This is a genomic window from Kitasatospora sp. NPDC001664, from assembly GCF_053596675.1.
In genome coordinates, this window is sequence record NZ_JBSFGS010000008.1 from 26,206 (window position 1) to 53,035 (window position 26,830).

The window sequence follows — 26,830 nt, forward strand, 5'->3', positions numbered from 1 at the left end:
CGGAGAAATCCGGCAGGGCCTCTGTCGTTGCTGAGTGTCTATCTGAGTGACTGAGCCTCAGAAGAGTTCGTCCATCACCGTCGCCCCCGTCTGGATCACCGGGCGGATCTGCTTGCGGTACACCTCCTCCGTGACGGCCGTGCTGGAGTGCCCGACGAGCCGTGAGATCTCCTCCAGCGGCACACCCTTGTCGGAGAGCAGCGACACGAAGCTGTGCCGCATCTCGCGCGGCGTCCACTCGGCCGGGTCGATCCCCTCGGCGCCGGCCAGGGCGGAGCGGAAGGCCCGCCGGACGTGGGAGGGGTCGAGCTCGGTGCCGACGGCGGAGTGGAAGACGAGGTTGTTCTCCTGCCACTTCTCGTCAGCGGCGTAGCGGTCCCAGCCCTGGTCCACCCAGTGGTCGAGCAGCGCCTCGACGCAGCGGGCCGGGAGGGCGATGGTGCGGCGGGAGCGGCGGGTCTTGGTGTCTCCGCCGGCACGCACCGACCGCCAGACCGCCATGTACGGCGGTACCGGCGGGTTGGCTTCGGGGTGACCTTTCAGGAAGACGTGATCCCACGTCAGGGGCCGCAGCTCCTCGGTCCGGGCCCCGGTCAGCAGCGAGACGACGATGTAGGCGTAGCTGGAGGACTTCTCCGCCGCCCTGAGCACCGCCTCAGCCTGAGCGAACGTCAGCGCCTTGGACGGCCGGCCGGGCTGCCCAGTCGGCACGGAGCACAGCTCCACCACGTTGCGCTTCACCTTGTCCCGGGCCATAGCCCGCTTCACCGCCCGGTTCAGGCAGGAGTGGATGGCCTGGAGGGTGCGGGTGCTGAGCGTCTCGGCCTTCTTGGCCAGCCAGCGGTCAACCTCCTCGGCGCCCAGGTCGCGGAGCTTGCGAGCGCCGAGCGAGGGGATCACGTGGTTCTGGCAGAGGTTGGTGCAGGTCTCGACGGTGCCTTCGTCCCGGCCGGTGAGCCCGTAGGTCAGCCAGTCCAGCACGGCGTCCTTGACGGTGTAGTTGGTGGGCGCGATGGCCAAGCCGTCGTCGTAGTCCCGCAGGATCTCCTTGAGCTTGTTCTTGGCCTCCGTCTTGGTCCGGCCGCTGCCCTTCTTGACGATCCGCTTGCCGCTCGGGTCGTAGCCCAGGCTGGCGGAGGCGATCCAGCGCTGACGCCTCTCGTCCCAGTGCAGGCCACCGTCTCCCCGGCTTCGACGGGCCGTCACGCAGCCTCCCTGGCTTCGCGCTCCAGGAGGGCGACGTACTCCGCGATGGCGGAGGCAGGGACGCGGCGGGCACGGCCCTCCTTGACCGTGCGGAGGCGCCCGGCCCGGATCAGGTCATAGATCACCGTCCGGCTCATCCTGAGCGTCAGCATCGCGTCGGAGATGCGGTAGAGCGCCGGAGCTGGCACAGCGTCAGCCACGGGTAGGTTCTCCTTCAGTTCCGGGTGCGGCTTGGACGGCGGCGGCGAGCCATGACTCACCGGGAGTGAGGCCGGTGCCGGCGAACACCCAGTGGGCGAGGACGAGGGTGCTCTCGTCGTCGGCCTGGTCGAGACCGAGGTGTTCGAGGGTCTGGGCGCGGCGCCAGGCAGCACGGGCGCCGCGGAGGGCGCCGAGGGTGGTGGAGTAGCGGCGGGTCTTGGTGGAGAAGTGACCCCGGAAGCCGAGCATGTGGGCCCAGGCCCGGAGGCGGAGTTCGGCGAGTTCGGGACGGGCGCCGAGGGTCCAGGCGGTGCGGATGAGGCGGCGGGCGTGCTCGGGGACGTCGAGGGTGGCGATCTCGGCGAGGAGCTTGAGCGGCCGGTCGAGGGTGCCGGTGGCGGTCTCCGCGCCCTTGGTGGCGTACTTGGCGATGTAGGCGGCCACGGCCCGGTCGGTGAGCTGGGCGGTGCCGGTGAAGTCGGCGCTGCGGATGGTCCGGATGTCGAGCTGCCGACCGAAGGCGAAGCGGTGGTCGCGGCCGTCGAGGTGCGGGCCGGGGATGTCGGTGCGGCGGGCGGCGTCGCGGATCGCGTCGGTGAGGAGTTCGGCGGTGGCCCAGGCCGGCGGGAGCTGTGAGCCGCCCTCGGGGCCGTCGAGGCGGATGACGGCGTGGAAGTGGATCGCACCGCGCTTCTGGTACTCGGCGACCTTCCCGAAGGAGATCCGGGCGTGCTCGCGGAACTCACGCTGCGTCAGACCGGCCCGCTTGGCGACGGCACGGCGGAGCAGGATCGAGAAGCGGGCCCAGAGCTTTCCGGCGTGGGCGTTCCAGAGCACCGCGGCTTCGTAGTCGTAGCGCTCGGGGTCGAGCGGGGAGCCCAACGCGAGGTCGTCGGCGGAGTGGGCGATGCCGCAACGGCAGCGGCCGGCGGAGGGCCGATTGTGGACCGGTCCGAAGCCGGGAGCGGTGAAGGTGGCGAACACCCTGGGGTGTGCGGCGACGGTCTCCGGGGTGCCCTTGCCGCCGGTGAGTCCGGCGGTGATCAGGTGGTAGGTGTCGCGGCGGTAGGTCTCGGCGCAGGCCGGGCAGCGGGTGGTGCGACGGTTGCCGCAGCGCACGAGGAGGTTCCCGGCGGGGAGCTGGGCGGACTCCAGGTGGTGCAGGACCTGGCCGGTGTGCTGGTTGATCTCGGTGCGCCAGCCGTGGAGGCGGATGGGGGTGGTGCATCCGGCGAGGCCGGAGAGCTGGCGCATAAGGGCGGGCATGGTGCCGAGCTGTGCCAGGCCGAGGAGGTCGGCGACCGGGGCGGGGGCGCTGGTGGTCAAGCGGGCACCGCCGTATCGGCGGTGGTGAGGTACTGGGCGGCGATGTGGGCGGTGTAGGCCGGGGGGATCGCTTCTCGGAGGCCGTCGCGGGTGGCCCAGGGCATGCCCATCACGTCGCGTGCGAGCGGGACGTTGGAGAAGTTCCCGACGATGTGCATGTACTCGCCTTCGCGGACAGGGCGGCCCATCTTGGCGTTGGGGGCGAGGTGCCGGGGGTGGTGCAGGGCGGGGACCGAGAAGGAGGCCTCGAAGAGGCGGTGGCGGTAGGTGCGCAGGCCGAACATGGAGCCGCACAGCTCCACCGGGTCCAGGAGCGGAGAACCGGGAACGTTCTCGATCACGTAGGGGCGGCCTGTCGAGATGAGCAGGTCACGCAGCGGGCCGACCAGGTCGGGGTGGTCGTTGCCCCGGATCTTCTGGGCGTTGGTGTAGCGCTGGCAGGGCGGGGAGGCGTGGATCAGGTCGAACTCGGTCCCGTGGTGGGCGAGGTAGGTAAGCGCATCGGCCTGCTGGAACGTGAAGGGGTAGCGGAGTTGCGGGGCGAGATCGATGCCGGTGACGTCGAACCCGGCGAGGTGGTAACCCATGCCGGCACCACCCTGACCGCAGAAGAGATCAAGGACTCGCAGGCCGTTCGCGGGACAGCTGCCGCCGAGAAACGACATGGTCAGACCGCCTTGGCCGCGGTGGGCAGGTGCAGGCTGACGGAGCCGTACCCGTTGCAGGATCGGCAGTTGACCGGGGTGGTGTCGCGGGTGCCGTCGCGGCGGATGAGACCGGTGGCGATGTGGGCGCTGCCGAAGCCGTGGCAATCGCGGCAGATCCGGGCGGGGGACGTGGTGGGCTGGGGCATCATGGGCGTGTCTCCTTCGTCGGGCTTCGGTCCGGGCAGGGGTGCGGCCTCGGGGCGGTCGGATGCTTGGCGGCTTTTGCCGCCCCGAGGCCGGTTGAACAGGTCAGATGCCGAGTGCGAGGGCACGGGCGGCGGTGCGGTCGAGCAGGTGGTGAACGTCGGCCTGACGGGTCGTCGGGGCGTCGTTGAAGACGTCCGGGGAGCTGACTGGCCGCCCCGTGGCATGCAGAAGTTGCATCACCTGGTTGCGGGCCCGGCCGACAGTCGCCGCGGTGCCGTATCCGTGGGCGAGGACGGCAGCTTGGGCGCCGAGGAGGCAGACCCGGCCGGCGTCGTCCCACAGGGCGCCCTGCAGCCAGCCCGCGTGCTGGATGTAGCGGGAGGTCAGCCGCAGGTGGTCCGCGATGGTGACCGGGACCGGGCGGGCCGGGCGGTGGGCAATCCGGTCCAGCAGGGTGGGCCGGGGTGCCGGGAAGCCCGCGTTCCAGGACTGCACGGTGCTGCCGTACGTGCAGATCAGCGGGACGGCCACGCGGGAGTTCTGCGGCAGGGAGGCGAGGTACGCCTCGATCTCGGCGACCAGGAGCGCGCCGTCCGGGCCGAGGCCGAGCGTCTCCGGGAGGAGCAGGGTGGCGGGCATCGCGGTTCCTCCGGTTCTACTTGGGCGTGACGGCGCTGACGCCGGTGCGGGTGGTCTGGTCGATGAGCGGGGCCACGAAGGTGTCGGCGACGTAGAAGCCGAAGAGGGCGATCAGGACGACGACCCACAGGCGCAGGCCGAGCATCTTCACGGCGGCCCAGGTGGCGGCGCCGAGGACGAGGACCAGGGGCAGGGTGACGTTCATGGCGGGTCTCCTGTCAGCGGATGGAGCAGCGGTGGGTGCGGGCGGCGATCTCGGCGGCGGCGCGCGAGTCGTAGTCGGCGGAGAAGCCGCAGCGCGGGGCGGTGCACACGGTGGTGTGCCTCTCGCGGCCCCGGCCGTCGTAGTAGGTGGCGACCTGCACGGGGCCGATGCGGATCACGTTGCGCGGGCGGATGGGCCGGGCCATGGTGGTACCTCCGTCAGGTGAGTTGGGCGGCGATGGCGTCGGCGAGCTGGGGCGGGACGCCGAGGCGGATGCGCAGGGTGTCGGTGTCCATCGGGGTACCGGTGCGGGCCTGGTGGTCGTCGACGACCTTGCGGGCGTGGTCGATCAGCGCGGCCGGTACGGCGATCGGCGCCGGAGCGGCGGTCGGCAGGGCGGGCACCGGCTCAGGGGCGGAAACGGCTTCCGGCTCCTGGTGGTGCTCCGCGATCCGGTCCGAGTCGGCTTCGTAGAGCGGGAGTTGAGCCGCATCGGCGTCGACCTCCCAGGCCGGTTCGGGCTCGGCGGGAGCTTCGTGCGGTGCCGGCCGGGAGTGGGCGAGCAGTGTTCCGCCGAAGAAGGCCAGTGCGGGCCAACCGGCGACGAGGATGCGCAACCAGGCCGGGACGTTGCCCAGGTCGAGCAGTCCGGCGGTGGCGACGTTGGCGCCGAGGGAGGCCGCCAGCGCGATCAGGAACCAGGTCCAGGCCGCGCGGGCAGTAGCACCGGAAGCGCGCAGGGTCCGCATGCGGTGCCAAGCGGCGACCAGGAGCAGGTCGACCGAGATCGGGTAGGCCCACGCCTTCCAGCCCAACTGCCCTGCGGCTTCGGCCAGATCGTGCAGGTGGGCGAAGGAGAGGGCCCCAGCGATGGCGGCTTGGACGAGGACGGGGTCCGGTCGGGGCAGGCGCATCGGTGGACCTCCTTCCGTGAGCGGCGCCCTGGTCGAGGGCGTGACGGGGTAGGGGCTTGGCGCGATGCGGTCGCGCCGGCCGATGCGGTGAATGGGTCAGTCGGTCAGCAGCCGCGGCTTCGCCAGCGACGGGCCGTAGCCCTGGGCGGGCACCACCGGGCGGGCCGGGCGGAACGCGGCGAGGGTGGGCAGGTCCGGGGCGAGGTGCGCGTTCTCGCGGCAGATGCGGGCCGCGTCCGCGATGGACAGGTACGGGGCCCGGATGCGGGACCAGCCTCCGGAGGAGTCACCCGCGACGGCGACGCCGGGAGTCTCCGGAGCGATCTGGGTCGCGGCGAACGCGGCTTCCGGCGAGATGTCGCCGAGGCCCATCTCGGCAGTCGGCTTGTCGTTCACGCGGTGGACCACCCGGCCGGTGAGCTGAGCACGGAGCATCGTGGCACCCTTACCCAGCTCGGAGCCGAAGCGCTGACCGCAGACCTCCAGGAACATCCCTGCCGCACGGCCGAGTTGGGCGAGCCGGATCAGCTGGGTGACCATGTGATCCCGGCGTTCCTCCTCCTTGCGGGTGGCGACGAGGAACAGTTCGGCCACCTCGTCCACGAGCAGGACGATCGGCACCGGCCGCAGCTCGGCGGGCAACCCCCACACGTCCGAGGTGATCTCGCCGTCGGCCACGCTGCCAGGGATGCCCTGGTACCGGCGGATGAGCTCGTACCGCTGCTCCATCTCGTCCACCAAGGCGTCGAGCACCGAGCGCGCTTCGTCCGAGTCGGTGGCCAGCGCGGATAGCCGAGGGGCGAACGGGGCGTGCTCGACCCCGCGCTTGCAGTCGATCCCGACCAACGCGACGTTCCGCTTGGCGAGTTCGGCGATCAGGTTACGGAGGTACACCGACTTGCCAGAGAGCGTCGCGCCGAGGGTGAGGCAGTGGGGCACCGCCCGGTAGTCCCGGACGAAGGCCGTCCCGTCGCCCCGCAGCGCCACCGGCACCAGCAGCTCACCGGTCGGCAGTCGGCGCGGCATCCGCACTCGGCGGAGCACGTCGTAGCCGGTCATCCTCAACTCGACCACACCCGGCCCGAGCACGACCACGTTGACGGAGTGGACTCCCCAGGCGTGCCGCAGGCGTTCGGTCGAGGCCACCACGTCGGCGGGCTCCTGCCCAGGGGCCAGCCGGAGGCGGACCCGCAGGCCGGTCATGGTCGGCCGCACCCTGCGGATCTTCGGCGGCACCGGCCGGATCTCCCGACGGGTCGTCGCCCGCAGGAGGAAAACCCGGAGCCGGGAGGGCTCCACCGTCAGGCCGCAGGCGTCCATGGTGCTGCCGTAGGTTGCGGTGAACCGAGCCGCAGCGGCCGGGAGTCCGACCGTGGTCCAGTACGCGGCCGGTGCCTTGGCCCGGGCGTACGCCGCACCACCGAGTAGAGCGGCGGCCGGAGCACCGACCTCAGCGAGCGTCAGCAGATCCGACACCGCCGTCAGCCGTTCGAGGCGGCCGGGACGAGGGACGTGACGGCCGCCGCGCGGAACGAAATCCCGTGCCGCTTATGGCCGTTGAACTCGTTCTCCCAGGACCTCGCCCGCAGCCCGGTCAGCGCGACCGGCATCCCGATGCCAAGCCCCTCGGACACGCCGGTCTCCGGCACAGCGACGGTGTAGAGGTTCGCCTCCCCCTCATCCGCGATGGTCAGGCCGACGGTCAGCATCCGGGCCCCGGTCTCACGGTCGATGGCGACCTCACCGGTCTGCTTGCTCACCAGCTTGGGCGCGGGCGGGACGACCACGAAGACGAAGGCGGTCGAGGTGTCGATCTTGAAGGTGGCCATAGCCGATCTTCTCCTCTAGAAGAGGCTGTCTCATGCACTTATGTACATGAGTGAGTGATAGAAGAGTGCCCGACTCCTCTACATGAGTCAACCCACTGCGGAGCGAATCCGGCAGTGGGTTGCGGAAGTTGAGGTTCCGTCAGTCCTTCGCGGCGAAGCGGTAGTCGAGAACGAACTGGTCAGCGGCCATCACCGTGTCGCAGACCTCGACCACGCGGCCGGCCGAAGTCGTGGCGTTGCGGACGAGGTGGATCACCGGCGATCCGGGGCTGAGCGCCAGGGAGGACGACTCCGCCTTACTGGCGAGCCGGGCCCTCACTGTCTCGGTGAACTCGGCCAGGCCGTAGCCGTGCTCTTCGAGTCGGGCGTAGATCCCGCCACCGCCGGGGTTCTCGGCGAACATCTCCGGGATGTCCTTCACCACGTCCCACGGCAGGTAGGAGGTCGCCTCCTCGGTGGGCGTCCCATCGCGGAAGTACCGCCGCTTGCGAGCCAGCACCTGGGCGCCGGCCGGAACTTCGAGTCGCTTGGCGATCTCGGGCGGGGCCGGAGTTGGGCCCACGAAGAGCACGTTCACCGAGGGGACACCGCCGGACTGCTCAGCCTCAGCCAGGTACGCAGCCTTGCCCGCGAGCCGATGGGCGCGGCGGAATCGGTCGGATGACTTGCGCTGAACCGGGGGACGGGAGCGGACGAAGGAGCCGCGGCCGTGGTGGGTCTCGATCAGCTGAGTCGTCCTCAGCTCCGCGACCGCCTTGCGGACGGTGCCGGACGCCACGCCGTAACGCTCCATCAGCTCCGACTCGCTCGGAACCGCAGCTCCAGGAGCCAGGGCCCCCGAACGGATCTGCGCGGCAAGGTCATCCGCGATCTGCTGGTACTTCGCCTTGGCCGTCGAGGCCGCTTCACCGCTCGCCATAGTCCTTCTCAGACTCCTATTCTCCTGTACATGAGTATCGACCCCCCATGGCAAGTTCTTCAACCGTCAACGCCGCTCCACTCGGTGTCAGTGGCCGGCGTCGTGGTGCGCGAAGACGGCCGCGTCCTGGCAATCCGCCGAGCCGATAACGGCACCTGGGAGCCCCCGGGCGGAGTGCTCGAACTGGGCGAGACCCTGGAGGACGGCGTCCGCCGCGAGGTCTTCGAGGAGACCGGCATCAACGTCCGGGTGGACCGCCTCACCGGCGTGTACAAGAACATGGTCCGGGGCGTCGTCGCGCTGGTCTTCCGCTGCACCCCCGAGGGCGGGCACGAGCAGCTGTCCGACGAGTCGACGGCCGTCTCCTGGCTCACCCCGGACGAGGTCACGGCCACCATGGGCGAGGTCTACGCAATCAGGATCACGGACGCGCTCCAGGACGAGGCACCGCACGTGCGAGCCCACGACGGGAAGACGTTGGCCCTGGTAGGTGAGTGAGTAAAAACTTTCTTTACGGGTTCAAGGGCGCGCAAGCGCGCCGCGCGCGGCCCTGGCCGCTCGCCGCCGCTCCTGTCTTCGCCCCGCTTCGGCGGCGGCCGGCCGCGCCAGGCGACGGACGATCCGAGGTGGGCCAACCCCGCCGTGGCTGGGGGCGGGCGGCTCCGCGGTTTTACCCACCTGTCGAGCCCGGGGCCCGCACCGAGCAAGACCGGGGGGCCACTCGGCCAGATTGCGGGCAGGCGAGGAGCCTGCCCGATTCGCGGGTCAGCTTACGGCCCCCCGATCATGCTCGGACCCAACCCCGACAGGACACCGGCCAAAACCGCTCCACCGCCCGTTTCGAGAAGCACTCAACTCAGGTCGTTGAACCTCCTTGCGCTCCTTGCGGGCTGATGAAAAGACGCACGTGACTCAGAACTTCTTCAAACGTGGGAAGATCCAGAGTTCCCAGGATTGATCCATCAAAGTCCCTCGGCTCTGGCGTCCATAGCCTCCGAGCGCGAATGACACTCTCCTTGCGAAGGCCTGCCTCTTTCCACTTGTGGACAACCACATCACCTTGGCCTGGATTGCTCACCCGATTGGCACTCCCCGTAATTTGAGCAACCAGAGCCGCGTGGTCGCCGCTCTCCCCGGGCAAGGTACACCCAACAATCAATACTGGTCGCCTCTTGAAGGGCTCTTCCTCCATGTAGCTAAACGGGAAGTAGACCAAGGCGATATCGCCAGGCTTCACCTAATCCACTATTCGTCGTAGATTGAATCTTCGTCAGAGTCCCAGTCTTGCGCCCAGAGGCGAGAAACATAGGCCCTCATTGCGGCGTCTTCATCATCCCGGTGAAGGAGTCGCTGGATGGCGTCGGCATCCCGCGAACGACCATTTGCAACCAGCTCATCAACGAGCTCGCCAAGCAGCTCGGTAACGCTGCCTGCGTGCTGCCAGTGTCGCGCCGGAGGCTCTCGATCGACCGTGCGATCAACGATCGTCCGCACGTACTTCGAGGGCAGCACTTCCCCGGCATCGGACAGCCGTTTTGGCACCCCAATGAGCGGCTCGGGGGCCTGCTGCTCGGCCCGATCGAGCCGGTAGTAATCCTTGCGGGCGATATTCTTCGGAGGAGCGGAAAGCGTCGGCGTCGTCATCATATCCTCTCCCTACTGTTCAACTTCGACCCTAGTCTTATCGAACAATGCGCGGGCAAAATTCCCCGCTTCTTCTCGATACTGCTGCGCAGCTTCGACAAGTGAGGCAGCGTCGATAGAATCTGGCCGCTCTCCATGGCGATGCCAATTGGAGCTTACATACAGAGCCACACCAGGGAGGCCCCGCTCACCCCAATCAATATGGCTGAAATCTGGCTCTTCGACAGTACGCAGCCTGCCTACCTCCAGCGCCAGCCTTTCGGCCGCCTCATCTCTATTAACGATTCCAAATTCAGCCTGGAAGATATTCCTCCCAGAATCCGTCGACCCATCAATCAGCGTCGACGTGTCCGAGATTCCAAAGCGATCCGCAAGGTCCCCGAAAACGGCCAGACAAAAGGACTTTCGGGCCTCATCGTATGCAGACTCATCGCCCAGCGGAATCAGGTGCTGAAACCTGGATCCAAAGAAGTTTGGCCTGACATCAATAACCGACGAGAGAGACTCTAGAATAAAGGATGCTGAAGTAGGATCCTCCAGTCCCGAAGCATCAGAAATTGCCAAATGACGAGGCGACAGGAGAATCTCGATCTCATCCTGAATTATTGCGCGAGTAATATCGTCCTCAGTCTTGAAGGCGCGAAGCTTTCCTTGCTTCTCCAAGGCAACCAGCAGGCGCGATCGACCCTCGTACACCTGCGCCGTCGGGCGCCAGCGCACCATGAGCGTGGCGGTCCGGGGTGCCGTCAGGTCCGTCATCGCCACCCTTCCAGCTCTGGGACAGTCGTCATACAGCAAAGTTACATGGGCGGCGACATCTCCGCGAGAGGGCTTTTCAATGCCTGCCGGTAGCACTAATCCATGCACAGCGGTATCAAACACGGACAAACCGGGCATGCTCATGAAGTGGCCGCTTCCAGCTCGTTCATAGATAGGCCAAGCCCACGAAGCAAGCTCGGATGCATCTGGACTGGTAGCGCTGGTGCTGCTAAGAGCGGTCTGGAGCGGATGCTGGCCTACGAGCGCGGATGGCAAGCAGGTCAGGCAGGCGGGCTGCCACGATCCGAACCGGTCCTGCACTACGTGCAATGGGCTGGTGGTTGGCCACGGGTCAGAGCGCGTCTGAGCGCTGACTGCGGTCTTTGCCCGTGCTCTCAGAGTTACTGGTGCCGTGCCGCTGACGCGCTAGAGAGGTCTCGCCTCCATGCCGGAAGTTTCTAGAGGCGATGACAGACATGCCTGAGGGTCCACGCAGTTGGCGGGAGCATCCGGGGATTGCCGGCCGGAGGACCAGCTGATCAACTGACAACCTGAGTAACCAACTGCGTGACAACGGCCCCGTACTTCGGCGTACGACAGCGGACACCCGGGAACGATCAGCGCAGGCCAGCGGCACCAAACCCTACGGTCAGCCAGACGCCCGGGTTGCTTCGGGACGAAGAGGCCGTGGGTTCAAATCCCGCCACCCCGACCCAGTGCAGAGACCCTGTCGGAGAAATCCGGCAGGGTCTCTGTCGTTTTTGGTGACCGGGCCTCGGGCTAGGTCCGGCGGGGGCGTACGTGACTGGCCCGGGAGCGTGGCCGTGTGACGGTTGGTCAGGCGCCGGTGGGGCGGGCGGGCCGCCGCGGGCAGGTCGTGGCGGGTGGGTGTGCGGAGGGGCCCTGCCGGGGGTGTCCGGCAGGGCCCCTTCTGTGGGGTGACCGTTCGTCAGGAGCGGGTCACGGGGTCAGACCTTGTTCCAGGTGTCGGTGGACCAGAGCGCGCCGCCCTTGCCGGGGCCGCCGTCGGACTTGTAGATGACGAAGTTGCCGTCGTCCTGGAGGAGGGCGTAGGCGCCGGGGTTGTTGTAGGTGCCGGCCGCCCAGGTGACCTGTGCGGGGTGCATCCAGTCGCGCAGCAGGAGGTTGCCGTCGGCCTGCATCACCAGCTCGATGATCGGGTACGGGACGTTGTACGTGCCGCTGGACCAGATGGCCTTGCCGTCGCTCTTGCGGTAGATGACGACGTTGTGGTCGGCCTGCACGATCATCCAGACCGTGGCGGTCTGGGCCCAGTCACCGTCGAACCAGTAGTTGTAGGAGTTGTCGCCCTGGACTGCGCACAGGCGCGTGCCGCGCTCGCGGGTGCCGTTCCAGAAGTCGGTCTGCCAGTTGTAGTTCTTGCGCCCCAGGACCATCAGGGCGCCGTCCCAGCGCAGGTAGGCCTTGGGCGTGCGGTCGGTCTTGGTGCCGTAGGAGTTGGAGCTCCAGAGGGCGCCGCCGGACTCGGGGCCGCCGCCCGCGCGGTAGACGACGAAGTTGCCGTCCTGCTGCATGGTGACGTAGGCGCCGGGGTTGTTGTAGGTGCCGGTGCTCCAGAGCGGGAGGCGCGGGCCGCCGGGGTTGCCGAGGGCGTAGGTCACCAGGTTGCCGTCGGGCTGCATGACCAGCTCGGTGGAGCCGCTGGGACTGGTGATCTTCTGGCCCGAGGTGAGCTTCTCGCCGATGTTGATGACGGTCTGCCGGTCGGAGTAGGCAAGGTCACAGGCTGCCGGGTCGACTGCGGCCGGGGCGGCGGCGAACGACCTGGCGGCGGGCGCGCCGGAGGCCTTCGCCGCAGCTGCCGCGGCGGCTGCCGCGCCGGAGGCGGCGGCGGCCCGCGCGTCGGCGGGGCCGGACTTGCCCGCAGCGGCCGGAGCGCCGGGAGTGCCGGGAGCACCCGGCGTGCCCGGGGCGGCGTGCGCCGCGATCGGTGCCGTGCCGGCCAGGGCGGAGGCGGCGAGCAGGGATATGAACGCGCTGCGGAGCAGGCGGTGGCGCATGGGTGCTTTCCCCCGTGGTCGATCTGTCCGGGGCGTCGGTGTGACGACCCCTGAGCACGCGCGTATCCCGCCGGCACGGCGGCCGTCGGGATACGGACGAATCTCGTCGATGGTCACTTTAATCGTGTGGGACGGGTGTGACATACGGGGTTTTGGTGGCGGAGCGACGACCCTTCAGCCCTCCGGCGGGCGGTGGGCCGGGAGGAGGAGGGCGGGGACGAGGGCGAGGGTGAGGAGGAGGGCGGCGGCGGTGTAGGCGGTGGGGAAGCCGGTGGTGGTGAGGAGGGTGGAGATCAGGGCGGTGCCGGAGGCGGCCCAGAGTTGGGAGTTGATGCTGAGGGCGGTGCCTGCGGCGGCGAGGCGGTCCGTGGGGAGGGCCCTGGTGGCGGTGGTCATGGTGGGCATCAGGACGGTGCCGGCTCCGGCACCCATGAGCATGGCGGAGGCGACCAGCCGCCAGGCGGGGACGGTGGGGTCGGCGATCTGGGCTGCGGTCAGGGCCATGCCGAGGGCGCCGAGTGCGACGCCGGCCGGGACCAGGCGGCGGGGCGGGGTGCGGTCGATCCGGCGGGCGGCGAGCTGCATGGCGAGGCCGACGGTGAGGCCGACGGGGGCGCCGAGCAGGCCAGCGGTGGTGGTGGAGAGGCCGCGGACCTGCTGCCAGTAGACCGGGCCGAGCAGCATCGAGCCGAAGTAGCCGCTGACGAAGAGGGCCAGGGTGATGACGGACACCGTGAAGGTGCGGTCGCGGAGCAGCCGGAGGTCGAGGAGGGGCTGACGGGCGGTCAGGGCGTGGCGGACGAAGGCGGCGATCAGGACGGCTCCGGCGAGGGCAGGGAGGGCGGCGCCGGGGGTGGTGAGGTCGCCGCGTTCGCCGCCGAGGGTGAGGCCGTAGAGGAGGAGGGCCAGGCCGGGCGGGAGGGTGAGCAGGCCGGGGAGGTCGAGGCGAGGCGCGACGTCCGAGGAAGCGGCGGAGGCGGGTGCGTCGGGGCGGAGGAGGAGGGCGGCGAGGGTCAGGGCGAGCGCGCCGACCGGCAGGTTGACCAGGAAGATCCAGCGCCAGTCCGCGACGTCCAGCAGCCAGCCGCCGAGGACGGGGCCGAGCACCGGGCCGATCAGGACGGGCAGCCCGGAGAGGGCCATGGCGCGGCCGAGCCGGTTGCGGTCGGCGGCCCGCATCACCATCGTCATGCCGACCGGCATCAGCAGACCTCCGCCGAGGCCCTGGAGGGCGCGGAAGGCGATCAGGCTGCCCGCGCTCCAGGCGCAGGCGGCGAGCAGCGAGCCGAGGGTGAAGAGGGCGAGGGCGGTCAGGTAGCTGCGCTTGGCGCCGATCCGGCCCATCGCCCAGGCGGCGGTGGGGACGACGGCGGCGAGCGCCAGGGTGTAGGCGGTGGCGGTCCACTGGACGGTCTCCAGCGGGGCGGCGAGTGCGGTGGTGAGGCTGCGCAGGGCGACGTTGACGATGGTGATGTCGAGCACCGACATGACCGAGCCGGTGATGACCACCAGGAGGGTGCGGTTGAGCACCGAGGAGGAGGGAGCGGAGGAGGAGGGAGGGGAGGAGGCGGGAGCGGAGGGAGGAGAGGCGGGGGTGGTGCGTGCGGTGGACACGGCGGCGCCTCAGCCCTGGTAGGGGTGGGCGGCCCGGGCGGCCCTCAAGGCGCGCCCCCACCAGGCCAGTTGGCCGAGCATGCCCTTGGCCGCTCCCTCGGCGACGGCAGGGTCGCGCGGGGCGCCGTCGGGGCCGAGACCGGACCAGGGCCCGTGCAGGCTGACCGTGTCGCGCACCGTGGTGGCGTGCAACTCGGCGAAGACCAGCCGGAGTTGTTCGACGGCGCGCAGTCCGCCGCCGAGGCCGCCGTAGGAGACGAAGCCGACCGGCTTGGCGTGCCAGGGGCCCATGTGCCAGTCGAGCAGGTTCTTCAGGGCGGCCGGGAAGCTGTGGTTGTACTCGGGCGTGACGATCACGAAGGCGTCGGCGGCGGTCAGTCGGGGCGTGACGTCGGCCAGCGCGGCGGCGACCTCGGGGGACGGCTCGCTCCCCCACTTCGGCATCGCCAGGGGGAGGCTGACCTCGGCGAGGTCGATCACGTCGTACACCGCGCCGCCCTGACGCGCGGCCACGCCCAGGAACCAGTCGGCGACGGCGGGCCCGTGGCGGCCCTCGCGGACGCTGGCCACGATCACGGCGACGCGCAGCGGCAGCTCCGCGGGGGAAGTGACGGCGGCCGACGGGTGAACGGCGTTGACGGACATGGGTGTTCCCCTCCCTGACGGACCGCCCGGTGCGGCCCGACGTCGAGTAAAGTACAACGAGCGTTGTCACAACGACAACGGTCGTTGTACCTAGGTCGGCGGTAGGAGAGGCAGGGGGAGGGACGGGCATGACGGGCAGCAGCAACGACGCCTGGGTGGCGCAGGCGCGGGAGACGGTGCCGCCGCGCCGGCTGGAGAAGCAGATGGCGATGGCGAGCGCGGCCTGCGGCGTGTTCGGCCGCGAGGGCTACGCGCGGGCCTCGGTGGACACGCTCGCGGCTGCCGCAGCGGTCTCCACCCGGACGCTCTACAACCACTTCCCCGGCGGCAAGGCCCAGCTCTTCGAGGCCGTCATCCGGTGGACCGCAGGCCAGGTCAAGGACGCCCAACTGGGGCTCCTGGCAGCAATGTTGGACCCTGCAAGGCCGCCCCACCCCGAGGACCTGGAGCGCGACCTGACGGCCGTGGCCCGGGCCTTCGTCGAGCTGATGGCCGCCTACCCGGACCACTTCGCCCTGGTGCGGCACATCCACGCCGAGGCCGGCCACGTGCCGGCGGAGGTGCTGGCCACCTGGCAGGAGGCCGGACCGGCGCCGGTCGCCCGCGCACTGGCCGAGGCCCTCGGCGGGCTGGCCTCGGCGGGCCTGCTCGACCTGCACGGCGACCCGGAGTTGGCCGCCACCCACTTCATGGCGCTCGGCTCGCAGCCGATCGTCCACCTCTCCCACTACGGCGTCCTGCCCCTGCCGCCCGAGCGGATCGACCGCCTGGTCACCGGCGGTGTCGCCGCCTTCCTCCGGGCCTACCGGGCCGGGAGTTAGGCGGCGGGCCTAGGCTGGCGCCGGCACCCGCCGAGGCGCCGGACTCAGGGGCGGGGCTGGGCGGGCCGCGGCGGGGCAAGGACGAGCGCGAGAAGAAGAGGAAGAGGGGTACGGGCATGGCGGAGGCACTGATCACCGGGGTCGGCGGGCTCGAACCGCAGGTGGACCCGGGGGCGTACGTGGCGCCGAACGCGGTGGTGGTCGGCGCCGTGACGGTGGGGGCCGGGGCGAGCGTCTGGTACGGGGCGGTGCTGCGCGGGGACGCGGAGACCATCACCGTCGGCCCCGACACCAACATCCAGGACAACTGCACCGTGCACGCCGATCCGGGCTTCCCGGCGGTGCTCGGGGCGCGGATCTCGGTCGGCCACAACGCGGTGCTGCACGGCTGCGTGGTGGAGGACGACGTCCTGGTCGGGATGAACTCCACCGTCCTCAACGGGGCCCGCATCGGCACCGGTTCGCTGATCGCCGCCGGGGCCGTGGTGCCGCAGGGCATGCAGGTGCCGCCCGGCTCGCTGGTGGCCGGGGTGCCCGCCAAGGTGAAGCGCGCGCTGACGGAGGAGGAGAAGGCCGGCATCAAGGCCAACGGCGAGGGCTACCTGCTGCTCGCCCGCGCCCATGCGGAGATCCCCGGGAACTGACCCGACGTCACCCGACCCGGCCGACCGGCGGAGCCGACCAGCGAGATCGGCCAGCGGAGCCGGCCGCTCAGCGGAGCTCGCCCGCGGGGAGGGACATCGACCCCTCGGCCGCGGGACCCTCGCCCCGGAGCGCGTCGGCCAGCAGGGCGTGCAGGCGGGCCGGGACGAGGGGGCCGGTGGCGAGGGTGGCGGCGAGGGCGGGGAGGAGGTTGGGGGGCAGGGTGCGCGGATCGCCGATGAGGACGGACTCGTCGGGGAAGGTGAGCAGGACGAGGGGAGCGCCGTCGTCGAGCTCGGCGTGGTACCAGCTGACCCTGTTCATCTGACCCCCTTCCCGGTGGCGGTGGACGCGTTCGACCGAGGCAGAATCGAACGTACACCCGATTATGGGGGCTGGCGAGAAGCGCACGGAACCGCAATACCGCACGGGTCTGACAGACGGGGCCGCGGCGAGGGCGGGGACAGCGCCGGAGAGCCGCCCGGATCAGCCTCCGGCGGGGCCTTCCGGGTTCGAACGGCGGGCCACGAAGTCCTCCACCACCGCGCGGACCTTGGGCAGGTCGGCGGGGTCGAGCTCGACGAGGTGGGCCACGATGGCGCGGGCGTCGGCGGGCAGGCCGGTGAGCTCGGTGGTGACGTAGTCGAGGTACTGGGCGGCGGCGGCGCGCTGGACCCGGGCGAGCGGCAGGCCGAGGCCGGTGGCGAGGGCGCGCAGGACCTGGGGCTCGGGGGCGCGGACCACCTCGTTGCGCACCAGCTTGTGCAGCCAGGTGGTGCCGGGGCGGTAGCCGGTGGCCGGATCGACGGTGGCCTCGGTGAGCCGGCGGAAGGTCATCCCCGGGCGGTCGAGCGCCTCGCGGACCAGCACCGAGAGCGCATCGTCGGCGCCGCCGGCCGTCGTCCCAGGCATCTCGTGCTCTCTCCCTCGCGGCCACCGGCCCCGCTCTGGGGCGCGGACATCGACCCGGACCGTCGCCCCCGGTCGGTCGGCGCGCGAACAGCCGCGTTCGCGACCGAGGCTAACAGCGCCAACCGGCCGATGCTGCCACTTCCCCCACCCCTCCCACCAGCCCGTTTCGCTCCGGGCGGCACTGTTCGAAATAATTCGAATACGTGTTCGCGTTCGCGAACGCATCTAGGTAAGGTCCTGTCCGCAGCCCAGCGGTACCGCGACCCCCTCAGTACAGCGAGCCCAGCGGCAGAGAGCCCAGCAGCACAGAGCAGCAGCAGGAGGCACCGTGTCCACGCCGACCCAGTTCTTCGGAGTCCCGATCCACCGCAGCCGCCGCCCCGTCGCCACCCGGGTGCCCCAACGGCCGCTCTCGGCGCTGCGGCCGCTGTTCGAAGCGGTGCAGCGGGACCCGGTGATCGCGGCGTTCGGCTGGTCGCAGTCCGGTCCGGTGCCGGACGAGCACGGGCGGACCGCCGGGCTGCGGATCGGGCCGCCGTGGTTCCGCACCACCACCGACCACGCCGAACAGGACCTCTACGCGCTCTCCCTCGACCTCCCCCACCCCAGCCTCGGCGGCCACCGCTACGGGCCCGGCGCCACCTCGCTGCGGTGGCGCCGGCTGCCGTACCAGGGGCCGGACGAGGAGCGGTTCGGCCGCGCCAAACGGCTGGCCGACGCCCTGGAGTCCGGCGCCTTCGACCGCGCCCTGGCCGAGTCCTTCGGCGGCGGCCGGGGCGCCACCGACGTCACCGTCTGGCGCGACCGCATCCGCGTCGTGGAGACCACCCTGGACTGAGCCCCCGAACGGAGCGGGAACCGCCCCGGGCCGGAGGCCGGAACGGAGCCACGGCCGGAGCCCGGAACAGAGCCACGGCCGGAACGGGGCCGGCGCCGCTGACGGCCGGTCAGGTCGGCCAACCCCTGCTGGAGCACCCCCCGGGCGTGACACCCTGGGAAGATGACTGACGAGACGAGTGCCGTACCGGCGTGGGAGCAGCGGTTCCGAGCAGCGCGGGTCTCCCTGCCGGACTGGGCCGAGGAGGCACCCGACCGGGCGCTGTACGTGTCGAACTCCACCGGCACCTACGAGGTCTACGCCTGGGACCGCACCGCCGACACCCACCGCCGGGTGACCGACCGCCCCAACGGCACCACCGACGCCGAGCTCAGCCCGGACGGCGAGTGGATCTGGTGGTTCGACGACACCGACGGCGACGAACTGGGCGTCTGGCGGCGCCAGCCCTTCGCCGGCGGCCCGGACGAGCTCGCCGTCCCCGGCATCGAGGCCGCGTACGGCGCGGGCCTGGCGCTGGGCCGGGACGGCACCGTGCTGGTCGGCACCTCGGAGGACGACGAGGGCACCACCATCCACCTGCGCCGCCCGGGTTCGGCCGACCTCGAGACGGTCTACCACCACCAGGAGTACGGCGGGATCGGCGACCTGAGCCACGACTCCTCCCTGCTCGCCGTCGACCACACCGAGCACGGCGACGCGATGCACTCCGCGATCCGGGTGCTCCGCCTCTCCGACGGCGCCGCGGTGGCCGAGCTGGACGAGGTGACCGGCCGTCAGGACCCGCGCGGGCTGGCCTGCCTGGGCTTCGCCCCGGCCGAGGGCGACACCCGGCTGCTGGTCGCGCACCAGCGCCGGGGCCGCTGGGAGCCGATGATCTGGGACGTGGCGACCGGCGCCGAGACCGAGCTGGTGCTCCGCGACGAGCAGGGCCGGGAGTTCCCCGGCGACCTCTCCGCGCAGTGGCGCCCCGGGGCCGCCGCCCTGCTGGTGGAGCACGAGTACGAGGCCCGCAGCGAGCTCTTCTCCTACGAGCTGACGAGCGGTGAGCTGACCAGGCTGACCACCCCGCGCGGCACCGTCTCGGGCGCGACCGCCCGTCCGGACGGCACGGTGGAGTTCCTCTGGTCCTCCGCCGCCGAGCCGGCCGCGGTCCGCTCCACCGCCGGGCACGTGGTGCTGCGGGCGCCCGGCCCGGTGCCGCCGGGCTCGGTGGCGGTGGACGACGTCTGGGTCGAGGGCCCCGGCGGCCGGGTGCACGCGCTGGTCCAGCGGCCGGACGGGGCGGGGCCGTTCCCCACCGTCTTCGAGGTGCACGGCGGCCCGACCCACCACGACAGCGACTCCTTCGCGGCCGGCCCGGCCGCCTGGCTGGACCACGGCTTCGCCGTCGTCCGGGTCAACTACCGCGGCTCGACCGGCTACGGGCAGGCCTGGACCGACGCCCTCCAGGAGCGGATCGGCCTGATCGAGCTGGAGGACATCGGCGCCGTCCGCGACTGGGCGGTCTCCTCCGGCCTGGCCGACCCGGCGCAGCTGGTGCTCTCCGGCGGCTCCTGGGGCGGCTACCTCACCCTGCTCGGCCTCGGCACCCAGCCGGAGAGCTGGTCGCTCGGCCTGGCCGCCGTACCGGTGGCCGACTACCTCGCCTCGTACGAGGACGAGATGGAGGCGCTCAAGTCGCTGGACCGCACGCTCTTCGGCGGCTCGCCGGAGGAGGTGCCCGAGCGGTACCGGGCCTCCTCGCCGATCACCTACGTCGAGCGGCTGAAGGCCCCGGTCTACATCAGCGCCGGGTTGAACGACCCGCGCTGCCCGATCCGGCAGATCGACAACTACGTGGCCCGGCTAGAGGAGCTCGGCAAGGAGCACGAGGTCTACCGCTACGACGCCGGGCACGGGTCGCTGGTGGTGGAGGAGCGGATCAAGCAGCTGCGGCTGGAGATCGGCTTCGCACTGCGGCACCTGGGGCGGTCGCAGTGACCTCCCGGGCGGCGCGGTGACCCCGCGGGGCGGGCGCGCCGCCCGGAGCTGACGGAGCGCGACTGACGGGGCGCGACTGACGGGAGGTCAGTCCAGGACCGGGTCCAGCCCGAGGGCCCGGTCCCTGGCCCGCTCCGCCTCGCGGCGGGCCAGCCGGAACCACATGAAGACCACGAAGCCGCCGAAGACGAACCACTCCAGGGTGTAGCCCAGGTTCTGGAAGGCGCGCAGGCTCAGGCCGTTGCCGCCCTGCGGCTGCACCGTCGGCACGGCGGTGAAGCCGTCCGGCACGGCGTCGGCGGCCAGCCAGCCGTCGGTGGTCGGGTAGGGCAGCACGTTGACCAGCGCGGCCGGGCTGATGGTGCCCAGCTGGCCGGCGGGCAGACCTCCCGTCACGGCGCCGTCGCTGCCGCTGTTCTCCGGCGCCTGGAGGCGGCCGGCCACCGTCACCGTGCCGTCCGGCACGGCGGGTACGGCCGGGGCGTCCGCCGAGGGGCTGCCGGGGGCCCAGCCGCGGACCACCGGGACGCAGGGGGCGGCGCCGGTCTCCGGACAGAGCGGGGTGAGCACGTAGTGGCCCTGGCGGCCGTCCACCGTCCGGTTGGGGACCAGCAGTTGGTGCTCCCGGTCGTACCGGCCGGAGACGGTCACGGAGCGGCCGACGGTGTCCGTGGTCACCTTCGCGCCCGGGCCGGTCAGCAGCTCGGCGAGCGGCACGGCCGGGCCGGTCGAGCCGGCGGTGGCGGTGCGTTCGGCGTCCTGGTGCCGGTCGACCTGGTCCTCGAAGCGGCTGAGCTGCCAACTGCCCATGAGGACGCAGACCACGATCGCGAGGAGGGCGACCACGGTGCCGCCGAGCCAGCGCGAAGTCAGGAGGAACCGGTACACACGCACCACGGTAACCGGCCCTACACCGGCCCCCGGCACCAGGTCCGCTCGGGCTTGCCCCGGGGCCTCGCGCCCCCCGGCTCACGGAGCCGGCGAGGCGGTCGGCTGGGGGTCGGGTTCGGGGGCGGTGCGGTAGACCGTGCCGGTGCAGGCGTTCGGGACGGTGGCCTGGACGGGCTGGCCGCCCGGGTCGGGGACGTGGGTGAGCAGCAGGGTGGTCTCCGGACCGGGGGTGGGCGAGGCGGTCGGGGTCGGGGTGGGCGAGGTTTCGGGGCCGGGCGCCTCGGAGGGGGCGCCGGAGCCGGAGGGGGCGGGGACGGCGGCCCGGGCCTGGGCGGCCTCGCCCTTCTCGGGGACGCCGGCCGAGGTCGGCCCCGGCGCCGGGGTCGGTGCGGGGCACGCGGTCTCCGGGACCCAGCCGAAGCGGACCAGGTAGGCCGCGGCGGGCGCGAGCAGCAGCGGCCCGTTCGCGGTGGGTGCGGGCAGGGCGGTGGCCGGGCCCCCGGCGGTGTGGACGGCCACCCGGATCCGGGCCTGGTCGGAGGTGACCGCCCCGCCGCCGGTCAGCTGGCAGGTCCGCGCGGAGACGTTCTGGACCCGGAACCACCCGTACACGTTCCCGGCCGCGTCGGGCCGCCCGACCGAGACGGAGGCCCGCCCGAGGTCGGCCGCGGTGCAGGCCGGGGCGGTGGCCGTGGGTGTCGGCGAGCCGCCGGGCATCCCGGCCACCGGCCCGCCGGCGGTGGCCTGCGGCAGCGGCGGGGTGGTGGCGGACGGCGATCCGGTGGCCGCGCTCGGGGTGCCGGAGCCCGCCGGCGCCTGCGGCACCGGGCGGGTGGTGCCGCTGGGGCTGGGCCGCAGGACGCCCGTCGCCTTGGGCGCGGCGCCGACGGTCGGGCTCTCCACCGGGCCGCCGGAGAGGTCGAGGCCCTGGACGCCCTGAATGGTGGGCCAGGCCGCGGCGCTGAGCAGCACCGCCGCGGCGGCCGTGGTCCAGAGCGTGCGGTGCCGGGCCCGGCGCCTGGGGACTTCCTGCCGCAGCCGCGGCAGGGCCGCCGCATCGGGTTCGAGCCGGGACACCGCCTGATGCAGGCGGCTCCGCAGTTCGTTCTCCAACTGGTCCTCCCCCGAAGGCAGTTGGTGGTCAGTCATCGTCCGTCCCCGCGCCCTGGTCCATCCGTACCCGGAGCGTGGCCAGCCCGCGCGAGCCGTACGCCTTGACCGAACCGATCGAGATCCCCAGCAGGTCGGCGACCTGGGCCTCCGTCAGGTCCGCGTAGTAGCGCAGCACCAGCACCTCCCGCTGACGGCGTTGCAACCCCCGGAGCGCGGCCTTCAACTCGTCGCGCTCCAGCGCATCGTAGGCGCCTTCTTCTGCACTGGCCATGTCAGGCATCGGCTTGGGCAGCAGGCGCAGACCCATGATCCTGCGGCGCAGGGTGGAACGGGAGAGGTTCACCACGGTCTGGCGTAGGTACGCCAGTGTCTTCTCTGGCTCGCGGACCCGGCGGCGGGCGGCGTGCACCCGGATGAAGGCCTCCTGCACCACGTCCTCGCAGGAGGAGATGTCGTCCAGCAGCAGGGCGGCCAGCCGGAGCAGGGAGCGGTAGTGCGCCCGGTAGGTCTCGGTCAGGTGGTCGACGCTGGCCCCCAGCGCCTCCGGGGCGGTGCCCACCGGGTTATCGACGGGACGCGCCGCCACGCGCACCGTACCCAGGCGCACGGGACCCACGTGCACCGACCCGATGTGCGCTGTGCCCACGCGTACTGCCCCCACCACGTTCGCCACGCCTGTTGGACACTCGACCCCCTGCCATGGTTGCCCCGGACTGCGGGCCATTCTCGCGTACCGGACCGAGGCCCTCCAGTGCTCCGGGGAGGGAATCTGACGGAACGTCCGGGATCGAGCGGCCCAACTCCGGACGCCCGCGGGGCCACGGGACCGGGCCCGCCCCGGCCGGGGTCGGTTCAGCCCAGGGCGGCGAACTCCGCGGCGACCAGTTCGGCGGTCTGCGCCAGGTTGAGCGCCGCGCCCTTGCGCAGGTTGTCGCCGCAGAGGAAGAGGTCGAGCGCGTTGGGGTCGTCCAGGGCCCGCCGGACGCGCCCCGCCCAGACCGGATCGGTGCCGACCGCGTCGTTCGGGGTGGGGAACTCACCCGCCGCCGGATCGTCGTAGAGCACCACGCCGGGCGCCCCCTGCAGGATCTCCTGCGCCGCCTCGCGGGTGACCTCGCGTTCGAAGACCGCGTGCACGGCCAGCGAGTGGGTGGTGAGCACCGGGATCCGCACGCAGGTGGCGGAGACCTTGAGGCCGGGCAGGCCGAGCACCTTGCGGGGCTCGTCCCGCAGCCGGACCTCCTCGGAGGACCAGCCGTCCTCGGCCGGCACGCCGACCCAGGGCACCGCGTTCATCGCCAGCGGGGCGGGGAACGGACCGTGGTCGCTGACCACGGCCCGCAGGTCGCCGGTCAGCTCGCCCACGCCGGTGCCGGCGATCTCGCCCAACTGCCCGCGCAGGGTGGCCATCCCGGCCCGGCCGGCGTCGGAGGCGGCCTGGTACGAGGCCACCACCAGCTCGCGCAGCGCGTACTCGGAGTGCAGCGCGGCCAGCGCGCCGATCATGGTGAGGGTGGCGCAGCCGGGGGTGGCCAGGATGCCGCGCGGACGGATCAGCGCGGACGGGGCGTTCACCTCGGGAACCACCAGCGGGACGTCCGGGTCCTGCCGGAAGACGGGCGAGCCGTCGACCACCACGACGCCCTTGGCGGCGGCGATCGGGGCCCAGCGGGCGGCCACCGCGTCCGGCGCGGCGAACACCGCCACGTCGACGCCGGCCAGGGACTCCTCGGTGAGCTCGCCCACCTCGGTCTCCACCCCACGGACCGTCAGTTTCCGGCCCGCGGAGCGGGAGGAGGCCAGCAGCCTGACCTCGCCCCAGACGTCCTGACGGACGGAGAGGAGGCCGAGCAGCACCCCGCCGACGACGCCGGTGGCGCCGATCACGGCGAGGTTCGGCCTCCTCCCCGCGGAGGTCATCGGCCGGTGCCGCCGTAGACGACCGCCTCGTCGGTGTCGCTGTCCAGGCCGAAGGCGCTGTGCACGGCGCGGACGGCCTCGTTGACGTCGTCGGCACGGGTGACCACCGAGATGCGGATCTCCGAGGTGGAGATCAGCTCGATGTTCACGCCGGCCTCGGAGAGCGCCTCGAAGAAGGTCGCGGTGACGCCGGGGTTGGAGCGCATGCCCGCGCCGACCAGCGAGATCTTGCCGATCGCGTCGTCGTAGCGGAGCGACTCGAAGCCGATGCCCTCCTTGACCCGGCCCAGCGCGTCGATGGCCTTCTGGCCCTCGGTCTTCGGGCAGGTGAAGGAGATGTCGGTGAGGCCGGTGGACGCGGCGGAGACGTTCTGCACCACCATGTCGATGTTGACCTCGGCATCCGCGATGGCGCGGAAGATCCGGGCGGCCTCGCCCGGCTTGTCGGGCACGCCGACGACCGTGACCTTGGCCTCGGACGTGTCGTGGGCGACTCCGGAGATGATCGCCTGCTCCATCTCGCCCCCTTCGGGCTTGGTCGGGTTGGTGCTGCTGACAATGGTCCCCGGCAGGCCGGAGAAGGACGAGCGTACGTGAATCGGGATGTTGTAGCGCCGCGCGTACTCCACACAGCGGTCAAGGAGCACCTTGGAGCCGGACGAGGCCAGCTCCAGCATGTCCTCGAAACCGATCCAGTCGATCTTGCGGGCCTTCTTCACCACGCGCGGGTCGGCGGTGAAGACGCCGTCCACGTCGGTGTAGATCTCGCAGACCTCGGCGCTCAGCGCGGCGGCCAGCGCCACCGCGGTGGTGTCCGAGCCGCCGCGGCCGAGGGTGGTGATGTCCTTGCTGGCCTGGGAGACGCCCTGGAAGCCGGCGACGATGACGATGTTGCCCTCGTCCAGCGCGCTGCGGATCCGGCCCGGCGTCACGTCGATGATGCGCGCCTTGTTGTGCACGGAGTCCGTGATGATGCCGGCCTGACTGCCCGTGAAGGACTGGGCCTCGTGGCCCAGGGACCGGATCGCCATGGCCAGCAGGGCCATCGAGATCCGCTCGCCGGCGGTCAGCAGCATGTCGAACTCGCGCCCGGAGGGGATCGGGGAGACCTGCTCCGCGAGTTCGATGAGCTCGTCCGTCGTGTCACCCATGGCGGACACCACGACGACGACCTCATGGCCGGCCTTCTTGGCGTCTACGATCCGGCGGGCGACGCGCTTGATGCCCTCGGCATCCGCAACGGATGAGCCGCCGTACTTCTGCACGACAAGGCCCACGTGCGCTCCTCGACTAGTGTCGTTTTCGGGGGGTGGTGGCCCCCGCACCCCCGGTGAGCGGGGGTTCTGCGGTCGGGCGCCAGTCTAGCGAGCGAGGCGCCCCCCACCTGCGGTTTCCATATGATGAGACGGTGATCTCGTTCCCCGGTCAGAGCGCACCGGCGAGTCTGCGGGCGCGGCCGGTCCGCCCCGGAGAATTGCCGGGACGGGGCCCGCGCGGCCCCGGTTTTCCCGCCCAGACGGCGCGGATGACTGGTGCGTCACACTCGCCGCCCGGGCGGGTCACCGATCGTCTACAGACCGAGCTCGGCGGCCATCAGGTCGCCCGCCTGCTGCTCCAACTGCTCGTCCGTCAGGCCGTCGTCGTCGGTGTCCGCACCGTCCGGCACCGCGCCGATCGGGCTGTCCAGCCGGACGTGCGCGATCAGCGACTGGAGCGCCCGCAGCACCGCGCTGCAGGTCGAGCCCCAGCTCGACAGGTAGGAGAACTGCCACCACCAGAGCGCCTCGCTGATCCGGCCCTCCTGGTAGTGCGTCAGCCCGTGCCGCAGCTCGCTGACCACGCCCGCCAGGTCGTCCGAGATCCGGAACGCGTTCGGCTTCTCCGGCGGCCCGTACGGGTCGAAGACCTCGTGGTAGACGTCGATCGGGGCCAGCAGCTCGGCCAGCTTCTCGCGCAGCTCGATGCCGTCCGGCTCCGGCCCGGCGTCCGGCTCGAACCGGTCCTCCGGCAGCACGTCCTCGATCGCGCCGAGGCGCCCGCCGGCCAGCAGCAGCTGCGAGACCTCCAGCAGGAGCAGCGAGACCGCGCTGCCCGGTTCGTCGCCGCGGGCGACCTCGGTCACGGCCAGCACGAAGCTCTCGACCGAGTCCGCGATCTGCACCGCGAAGTCGTCCGGCTCGTCCGCGCCGTGGCTGATCTGGGTGCCGCTGGTCTGGTCAGACATCGAGAAGTCGTCTCCCTTCGAAGGCCCGTCCGAGGGTGACCTCGTCGGCGTACTCCAAGTCCCCACCGACCGGCAGGCCGCTGGCCAGCCGGGTCACCTTCAGGCCCATCGGCTTGCAGAGCCGGGCCAGGTAGGTGGCGGTCGCCTCCCCCTCCAGGTTGGGGTCGGTGGCCAGGATCAGCTCGGTGACGGTGCCGTCCGCGAGCCGGGTCATCAGCTCCCGGATCCGCAGGTCCTCCGGGCCGACCCCCTCGATCGGGCTGATCGCCCCGCCCAGCACGTGGTACCGGCCCCGGAACTCGCGGGTGCGCTCGATCGCCACCACGTCCTTGGGCTCCTCCACCACGCAGATCACCGCGAGGTCGCGCCGCGGGTCCAGGCAGACCCGGCACTGCTCGGCCTCGGCGACGTTCCCGCAGGTCACGCAGAACCGGACCCGCTCCTTGACCTCCAGCAGCGCGTGCGCCAGCCGCCGGACGTCCACCGGGTCGGCCTGGAGCACGTGGAAGGCGATCCGCTGCGCGCTCTTGGGCCCGACGCCGGGCAGCCTGCCCAGTTCGTCGATCAGGTCCTGAACAACGCCCTCGTACAACGTCGCGCCTCTCTTCGGCCCGGGCCGGTGGTCACGCCGCCGGCTCCGGTGCCATCATCCAACGAATCGGGCGCCGGACACACCGTCCGACGCCCGACTC

At 71.5% G+C, this 26,830-nt stretch carries 32 protein-coding genes; 5 read left to right on the plus strand and 27 right to left on the minus strand.

Annotation, left to right across the window (positions count from 1 at the left end):
- Nucleotides 1-57 precede the first annotated feature (57 nt).
- The 12 genes from ACWCYY_RS13235 to ACWCYY_RS13290 form a co-directional block, all read right to left on the minus strand.
- The gene (locus tag ACWCYY_RS13235; RefSeq protein ID WP_449796078.1) at nt 58-1,206 is read right to left on the minus strand and encodes a tyrosine-type recombinase/integrase; all 1,149 of its coding nucleotides are present in this window, start codon (nt 1,204-1,206) and stop codon (nt 58-60) included.
- Nucleotides 1,203-1,406, minus strand: coding sequence for a helix-turn-helix domain-containing protein (locus tag ACWCYY_RS13240; protein WP_449796079.1), 204 nt, complete (start codon nt 1,404-1,406; stop codon nt 1,203-1,205). The genes ACWCYY_RS13235 and ACWCYY_RS13240 overlap by 4 nt, the downstream gene beginning before the upstream one ends.
- Nucleotides 1,399-2,673 carry a replication initiator gene (locus ACWCYY_RS13245; protein ID WP_449796194.1) on the minus strand — a complete coding sequence of 425 codons (1,275 nt, stop codon included), beginning with the start codon at nt 2,671-2,673 and terminating at the stop codon, nt 1,399-1,401. The genes ACWCYY_RS13240 and ACWCYY_RS13245 overlap by 8 nt, the downstream gene beginning before the upstream one ends.
- Nucleotides 2,674-2,729: 56 nt before the next feature.
- Nucleotides 2,730-3,320, minus strand: a complete 591-nt coding sequence (locus ACWCYY_RS13250; RefSeq protein ID WP_449796080.1) for an SAM-dependent methyltransferase — start codon at nt 3,318-3,320, stop codon at nt 2,730-2,732.
- An 80-nt stretch (nt 3,321-3,400) separates the two neighbouring features.
- Nucleotides 3,401-3,589 carry a hypothetical protein gene (locus ACWCYY_RS13255; RefSeq protein WP_449796081.1) on the minus strand — a complete coding sequence of 63 codons (189 nt, stop codon included), beginning with the start codon at nt 3,587-3,589 and terminating at the stop codon, nt 3,401-3,403.
- Between the two features lie 100 nt (nt 3,590-3,689).
- Nucleotides 3,690-4,226: a DUF6197 family protein gene (locus ACWCYY_RS13260; RefSeq protein WP_449796082.1), complete on the minus strand. Its 537-nt coding sequence runs from the start codon at nt 4,224-4,226 to the stop codon at nt 3,690-3,692.
- A 16-nt stretch (nt 4,227-4,242) separates the two neighbouring features.
- On the minus strand, nt 4,243-4,431 hold the full coding sequence (locus ACWCYY_RS13265) for a hypothetical protein (protein WP_449796083.1): 189 nt from the start codon (nt 4,429-4,431) through the stop codon (nt 4,243-4,245).
- Nucleotides 4,432-4,444: 13 nt separating this feature from the next.
- Nucleotides 4,445-4,636, minus strand: coding sequence for a mobile element transfer protein (locus ACWCYY_RS13270; RefSeq protein WP_449796084.1), 192 nt, complete (start codon nt 4,634-4,636; stop codon nt 4,445-4,447).
- 13 nt (nt 4,637-4,649) lie between these two features.
- Nucleotides 4,650-5,345, minus strand: a complete 696-nt coding sequence (locus ACWCYY_RS13275) for a DUF2637 domain-containing protein (protein ID WP_449796085.1) — start codon at nt 5,343-5,345, stop codon at nt 4,650-4,652.
- Between the two features lie 96 nt (nt 5,346-5,441).
- On the minus strand, nt 5,442-6,821 hold the full coding sequence (locus tag ACWCYY_RS13280) for an FtsK/SpoIIIE domain-containing protein (RefSeq protein ID WP_449796086.1): 1,380 nt from the start codon (nt 6,819-6,821) through the stop codon (nt 5,442-5,444).
- A gap of 5 nt (nt 6,822-6,826) precedes the next feature.
- On the minus strand, nt 6,827-7,174 hold the full coding sequence (locus ACWCYY_RS13285) for an SCO3933 family regulatory protein (RefSeq protein WP_449796087.1): 348 nt from the start codon (nt 7,172-7,174) through the stop codon (nt 6,827-6,829).
- A gap of 139 nt (nt 7,175-7,313) precedes the next feature.
- Nucleotides 7,314-8,093, minus strand: a complete 780-nt coding sequence (locus ACWCYY_RS13290; RefSeq protein WP_449796088.1) for a GntR family transcriptional regulator — start codon at nt 8,091-8,093, stop codon at nt 7,314-7,316.
- An 18-nt stretch (nt 8,094-8,111) separates the two neighbouring features.
- On the opposite strand from ACWCYY_RS13290, the gene ACWCYY_RS13295 reads away from it, so the two are divergent.
- Entirely contained in the window at nt 8,112-8,591 is a 480-nt protein-coding gene (locus tag ACWCYY_RS13295; RefSeq protein ID WP_449796195.1) for an NUDIX hydrolase, read from the plus strand.
- 358 nt (nt 8,592-8,949) lie between these two features.
- Here the strand turns inward: ACWCYY_RS13295 and ACWCYY_RS13300 are convergent, their stop codons facing one another.
- From ACWCYY_RS13300 to ACWCYY_RS13325, 6 genes are all read right to left on the minus strand, one after another.
- On the minus strand, nt 8,950-9,330 hold the full coding sequence (locus ACWCYY_RS13300; RefSeq protein ID WP_449796089.1) for a type II toxin-antitoxin system PemK/MazF family toxin: 381 nt from the start codon (nt 9,328-9,330) through the stop codon (nt 8,950-8,952).
- Nucleotides 9,331-9,338: 8 nt separating this feature from the next.
- A complete protein-coding gene (locus ACWCYY_RS13305; RefSeq protein ID WP_449796090.1) occupies nt 9,339-9,740 on the minus strand; it encodes a hypothetical protein in 402 nt (133 codons plus the stop codon).
- A gap of 9 nt (nt 9,741-9,749) precedes the next feature.
- A complete protein-coding gene (locus ACWCYY_RS13310; protein ID WP_449796091.1) occupies nt 9,750-10,496 on the minus strand; it encodes a hypothetical protein in 747 nt (248 codons plus the stop codon).
- A 968-nt stretch (nt 10,497-11,464) separates the two neighbouring features.
- A complete protein-coding gene (locus ACWCYY_RS13315) occupies nt 11,465-12,538 on the minus strand; it encodes a hypothetical protein (protein WP_345286975.1) in 1,074 nt (357 codons plus the stop codon).
- 174 nt (nt 12,539-12,712) lie between these two features.
- A complete protein-coding gene (locus tag ACWCYY_RS13320; protein WP_449796092.1) occupies nt 12,713-14,152 on the minus strand; it encodes a DHA2 family efflux MFS transporter permease subunit in 1,440 nt (479 codons plus the stop codon).
- A 9-nt stretch (nt 14,153-14,161) separates the two neighbouring features.
- A complete protein-coding gene (locus tag ACWCYY_RS13325) occupies nt 14,162-14,797 on the minus strand; it encodes an NADPH-dependent FMN reductase (protein WP_449796093.1) in 636 nt (211 codons plus the stop codon).
- A gap of 128 nt (nt 14,798-14,925) precedes the next feature.
- On the opposite strand from ACWCYY_RS13325, the gene ACWCYY_RS13330 reads away from it, so the two are divergent.
- Both ACWCYY_RS13330 and ACWCYY_RS13335 read left to right on the plus strand, forming a co-directional pair.
- Nucleotides 14,926-15,618 (plus strand): TetR/AcrR family transcriptional regulator, encoded by a 693-nt coding sequence (locus ACWCYY_RS13330; protein ID WP_345286980.1) that lies wholly within the window; start codon nt 14,926-14,928, stop codon nt 15,616-15,618.
- A gap of 116 nt (nt 15,619-15,734) precedes the next feature.
- Nucleotides 15,735-16,262: a gamma carbonic anhydrase family protein gene (locus ACWCYY_RS13335; protein WP_345286982.1), complete on the plus strand. Its 528-nt coding sequence runs from the start codon at nt 15,735-15,737 to the stop codon at nt 16,260-16,262.
- Nucleotides 16,263-16,329: 67 nt separating this feature from the next.
- Here ACWCYY_RS13335 and ACWCYY_RS13340 read toward each other — a convergent pair whose 3' ends face one another.
- Together ACWCYY_RS13340 and ACWCYY_RS13345 are read right to left on the minus strand one after the other, a co-directional pair.
- Nucleotides 16,330-16,584 carry a hypothetical protein gene (locus ACWCYY_RS13340; RefSeq protein ID WP_345286984.1) on the minus strand — a complete coding sequence of 85 codons (255 nt, stop codon included), beginning with the start codon at nt 16,582-16,584 and terminating at the stop codon, nt 16,330-16,332.
- 162 nt (nt 16,585-16,746) lie between these two features.
- Nucleotides 16,747-17,172 carry a hypothetical protein gene (locus ACWCYY_RS13345; protein ID WP_345286986.1) on the minus strand — a complete coding sequence of 142 codons (426 nt, stop codon included), beginning with the start codon at nt 17,170-17,172 and terminating at the stop codon, nt 16,747-16,749.
- A gap of 328 nt (nt 17,173-17,500) precedes the next feature.
- Here ACWCYY_RS13345 and ACWCYY_RS13350 point away from each other — a divergent pair, with 328 nt between their 5' ends.
- A complete protein-coding gene (locus ACWCYY_RS13350) occupies nt 17,501-18,010 on the plus strand; it encodes a hypothetical protein (protein ID WP_345286988.1) in 510 nt (169 codons plus the stop codon).
- 162 nt (nt 18,011-18,172) lie between these two features.
- Nucleotides 18,173-19,990, plus strand: a complete 1,818-nt coding sequence (locus ACWCYY_RS13355; RefSeq protein WP_449796094.1) for a S9 family peptidase — start codon at nt 18,173-18,175, stop codon at nt 19,988-19,990.
- Nucleotides 19,991-20,077: 87 nt separating this feature from the next.
- Here ACWCYY_RS13355 and ACWCYY_RS13360 read toward each other — a convergent pair whose 3' ends face one another.
- The 7 genes from ACWCYY_RS13360 to recR all read right to left on the minus strand — a co-directional run bounded on the left by ACWCYY_RS13360 (nt 20,078) and on the right by recR (nt 26,730).
- A complete protein-coding gene (locus ACWCYY_RS13360; protein ID WP_345286992.1) occupies nt 20,078-20,878 on the minus strand; it encodes an SURF1 family protein in 801 nt (266 codons plus the stop codon).
- 81 nt (nt 20,879-20,959) lie between these two features.
- Entirely contained in the window at nt 20,960-22,030 is a 1,071-nt protein-coding gene (locus ACWCYY_RS13365; protein WP_449796095.1) for a hypothetical protein, read from the minus strand.
- Nucleotides 22,023-22,553, minus strand: a complete 531-nt coding sequence (locus ACWCYY_RS13370) for a SigE family RNA polymerase sigma factor (protein ID WP_345286994.1) — start codon at nt 22,551-22,553, stop codon at nt 22,023-22,025. Before ACWCYY_RS13370 ends, ACWCYY_RS13365 begins: the two co-directional genes overlap by 8 nt.
- A 293-nt stretch (nt 22,554-22,846) precedes the next feature.
- Nucleotides 22,847-23,914 (minus strand): aspartate-semialdehyde dehydrogenase, encoded by a 1,068-nt coding sequence (locus tag ACWCYY_RS13375; RefSeq protein WP_449796096.1) that lies wholly within the window; start codon nt 23,912-23,914, stop codon nt 22,847-22,849.
- Nucleotides 23,911-25,191, minus strand: coding sequence for an aspartate kinase (locus ACWCYY_RS13380; RefSeq protein ID WP_345286997.1), 1,281 nt, complete (start codon nt 25,189-25,191; stop codon nt 23,911-23,913). The genes ACWCYY_RS13375 and ACWCYY_RS13380 overlap by 4 nt, the downstream gene beginning before the upstream one ends.
- A gap of 293 nt (nt 25,192-25,484) precedes the next feature.
- Nucleotides 25,485-26,138 carry a DUF5063 domain-containing protein gene (locus ACWCYY_RS13385; protein ID WP_345286999.1) on the minus strand — a complete coding sequence of 218 codons (654 nt, stop codon included), beginning with the start codon at nt 26,136-26,138 and terminating at the stop codon, nt 25,485-25,487.
- Nucleotides 26,131-26,730 carry a recombination mediator RecR gene (gene recR / locus ACWCYY_RS13390; RefSeq protein ID WP_345287001.1) on the minus strand — a complete coding sequence of 200 codons (600 nt, stop codon included), beginning with the start codon at nt 26,728-26,730 and terminating at the stop codon, nt 26,131-26,133. Before recR ends, ACWCYY_RS13385 begins: the two co-directional genes overlap by 8 nt.
- Between the last annotated feature and the right edge of the window lie 100 nt (nt 26,731-26,830).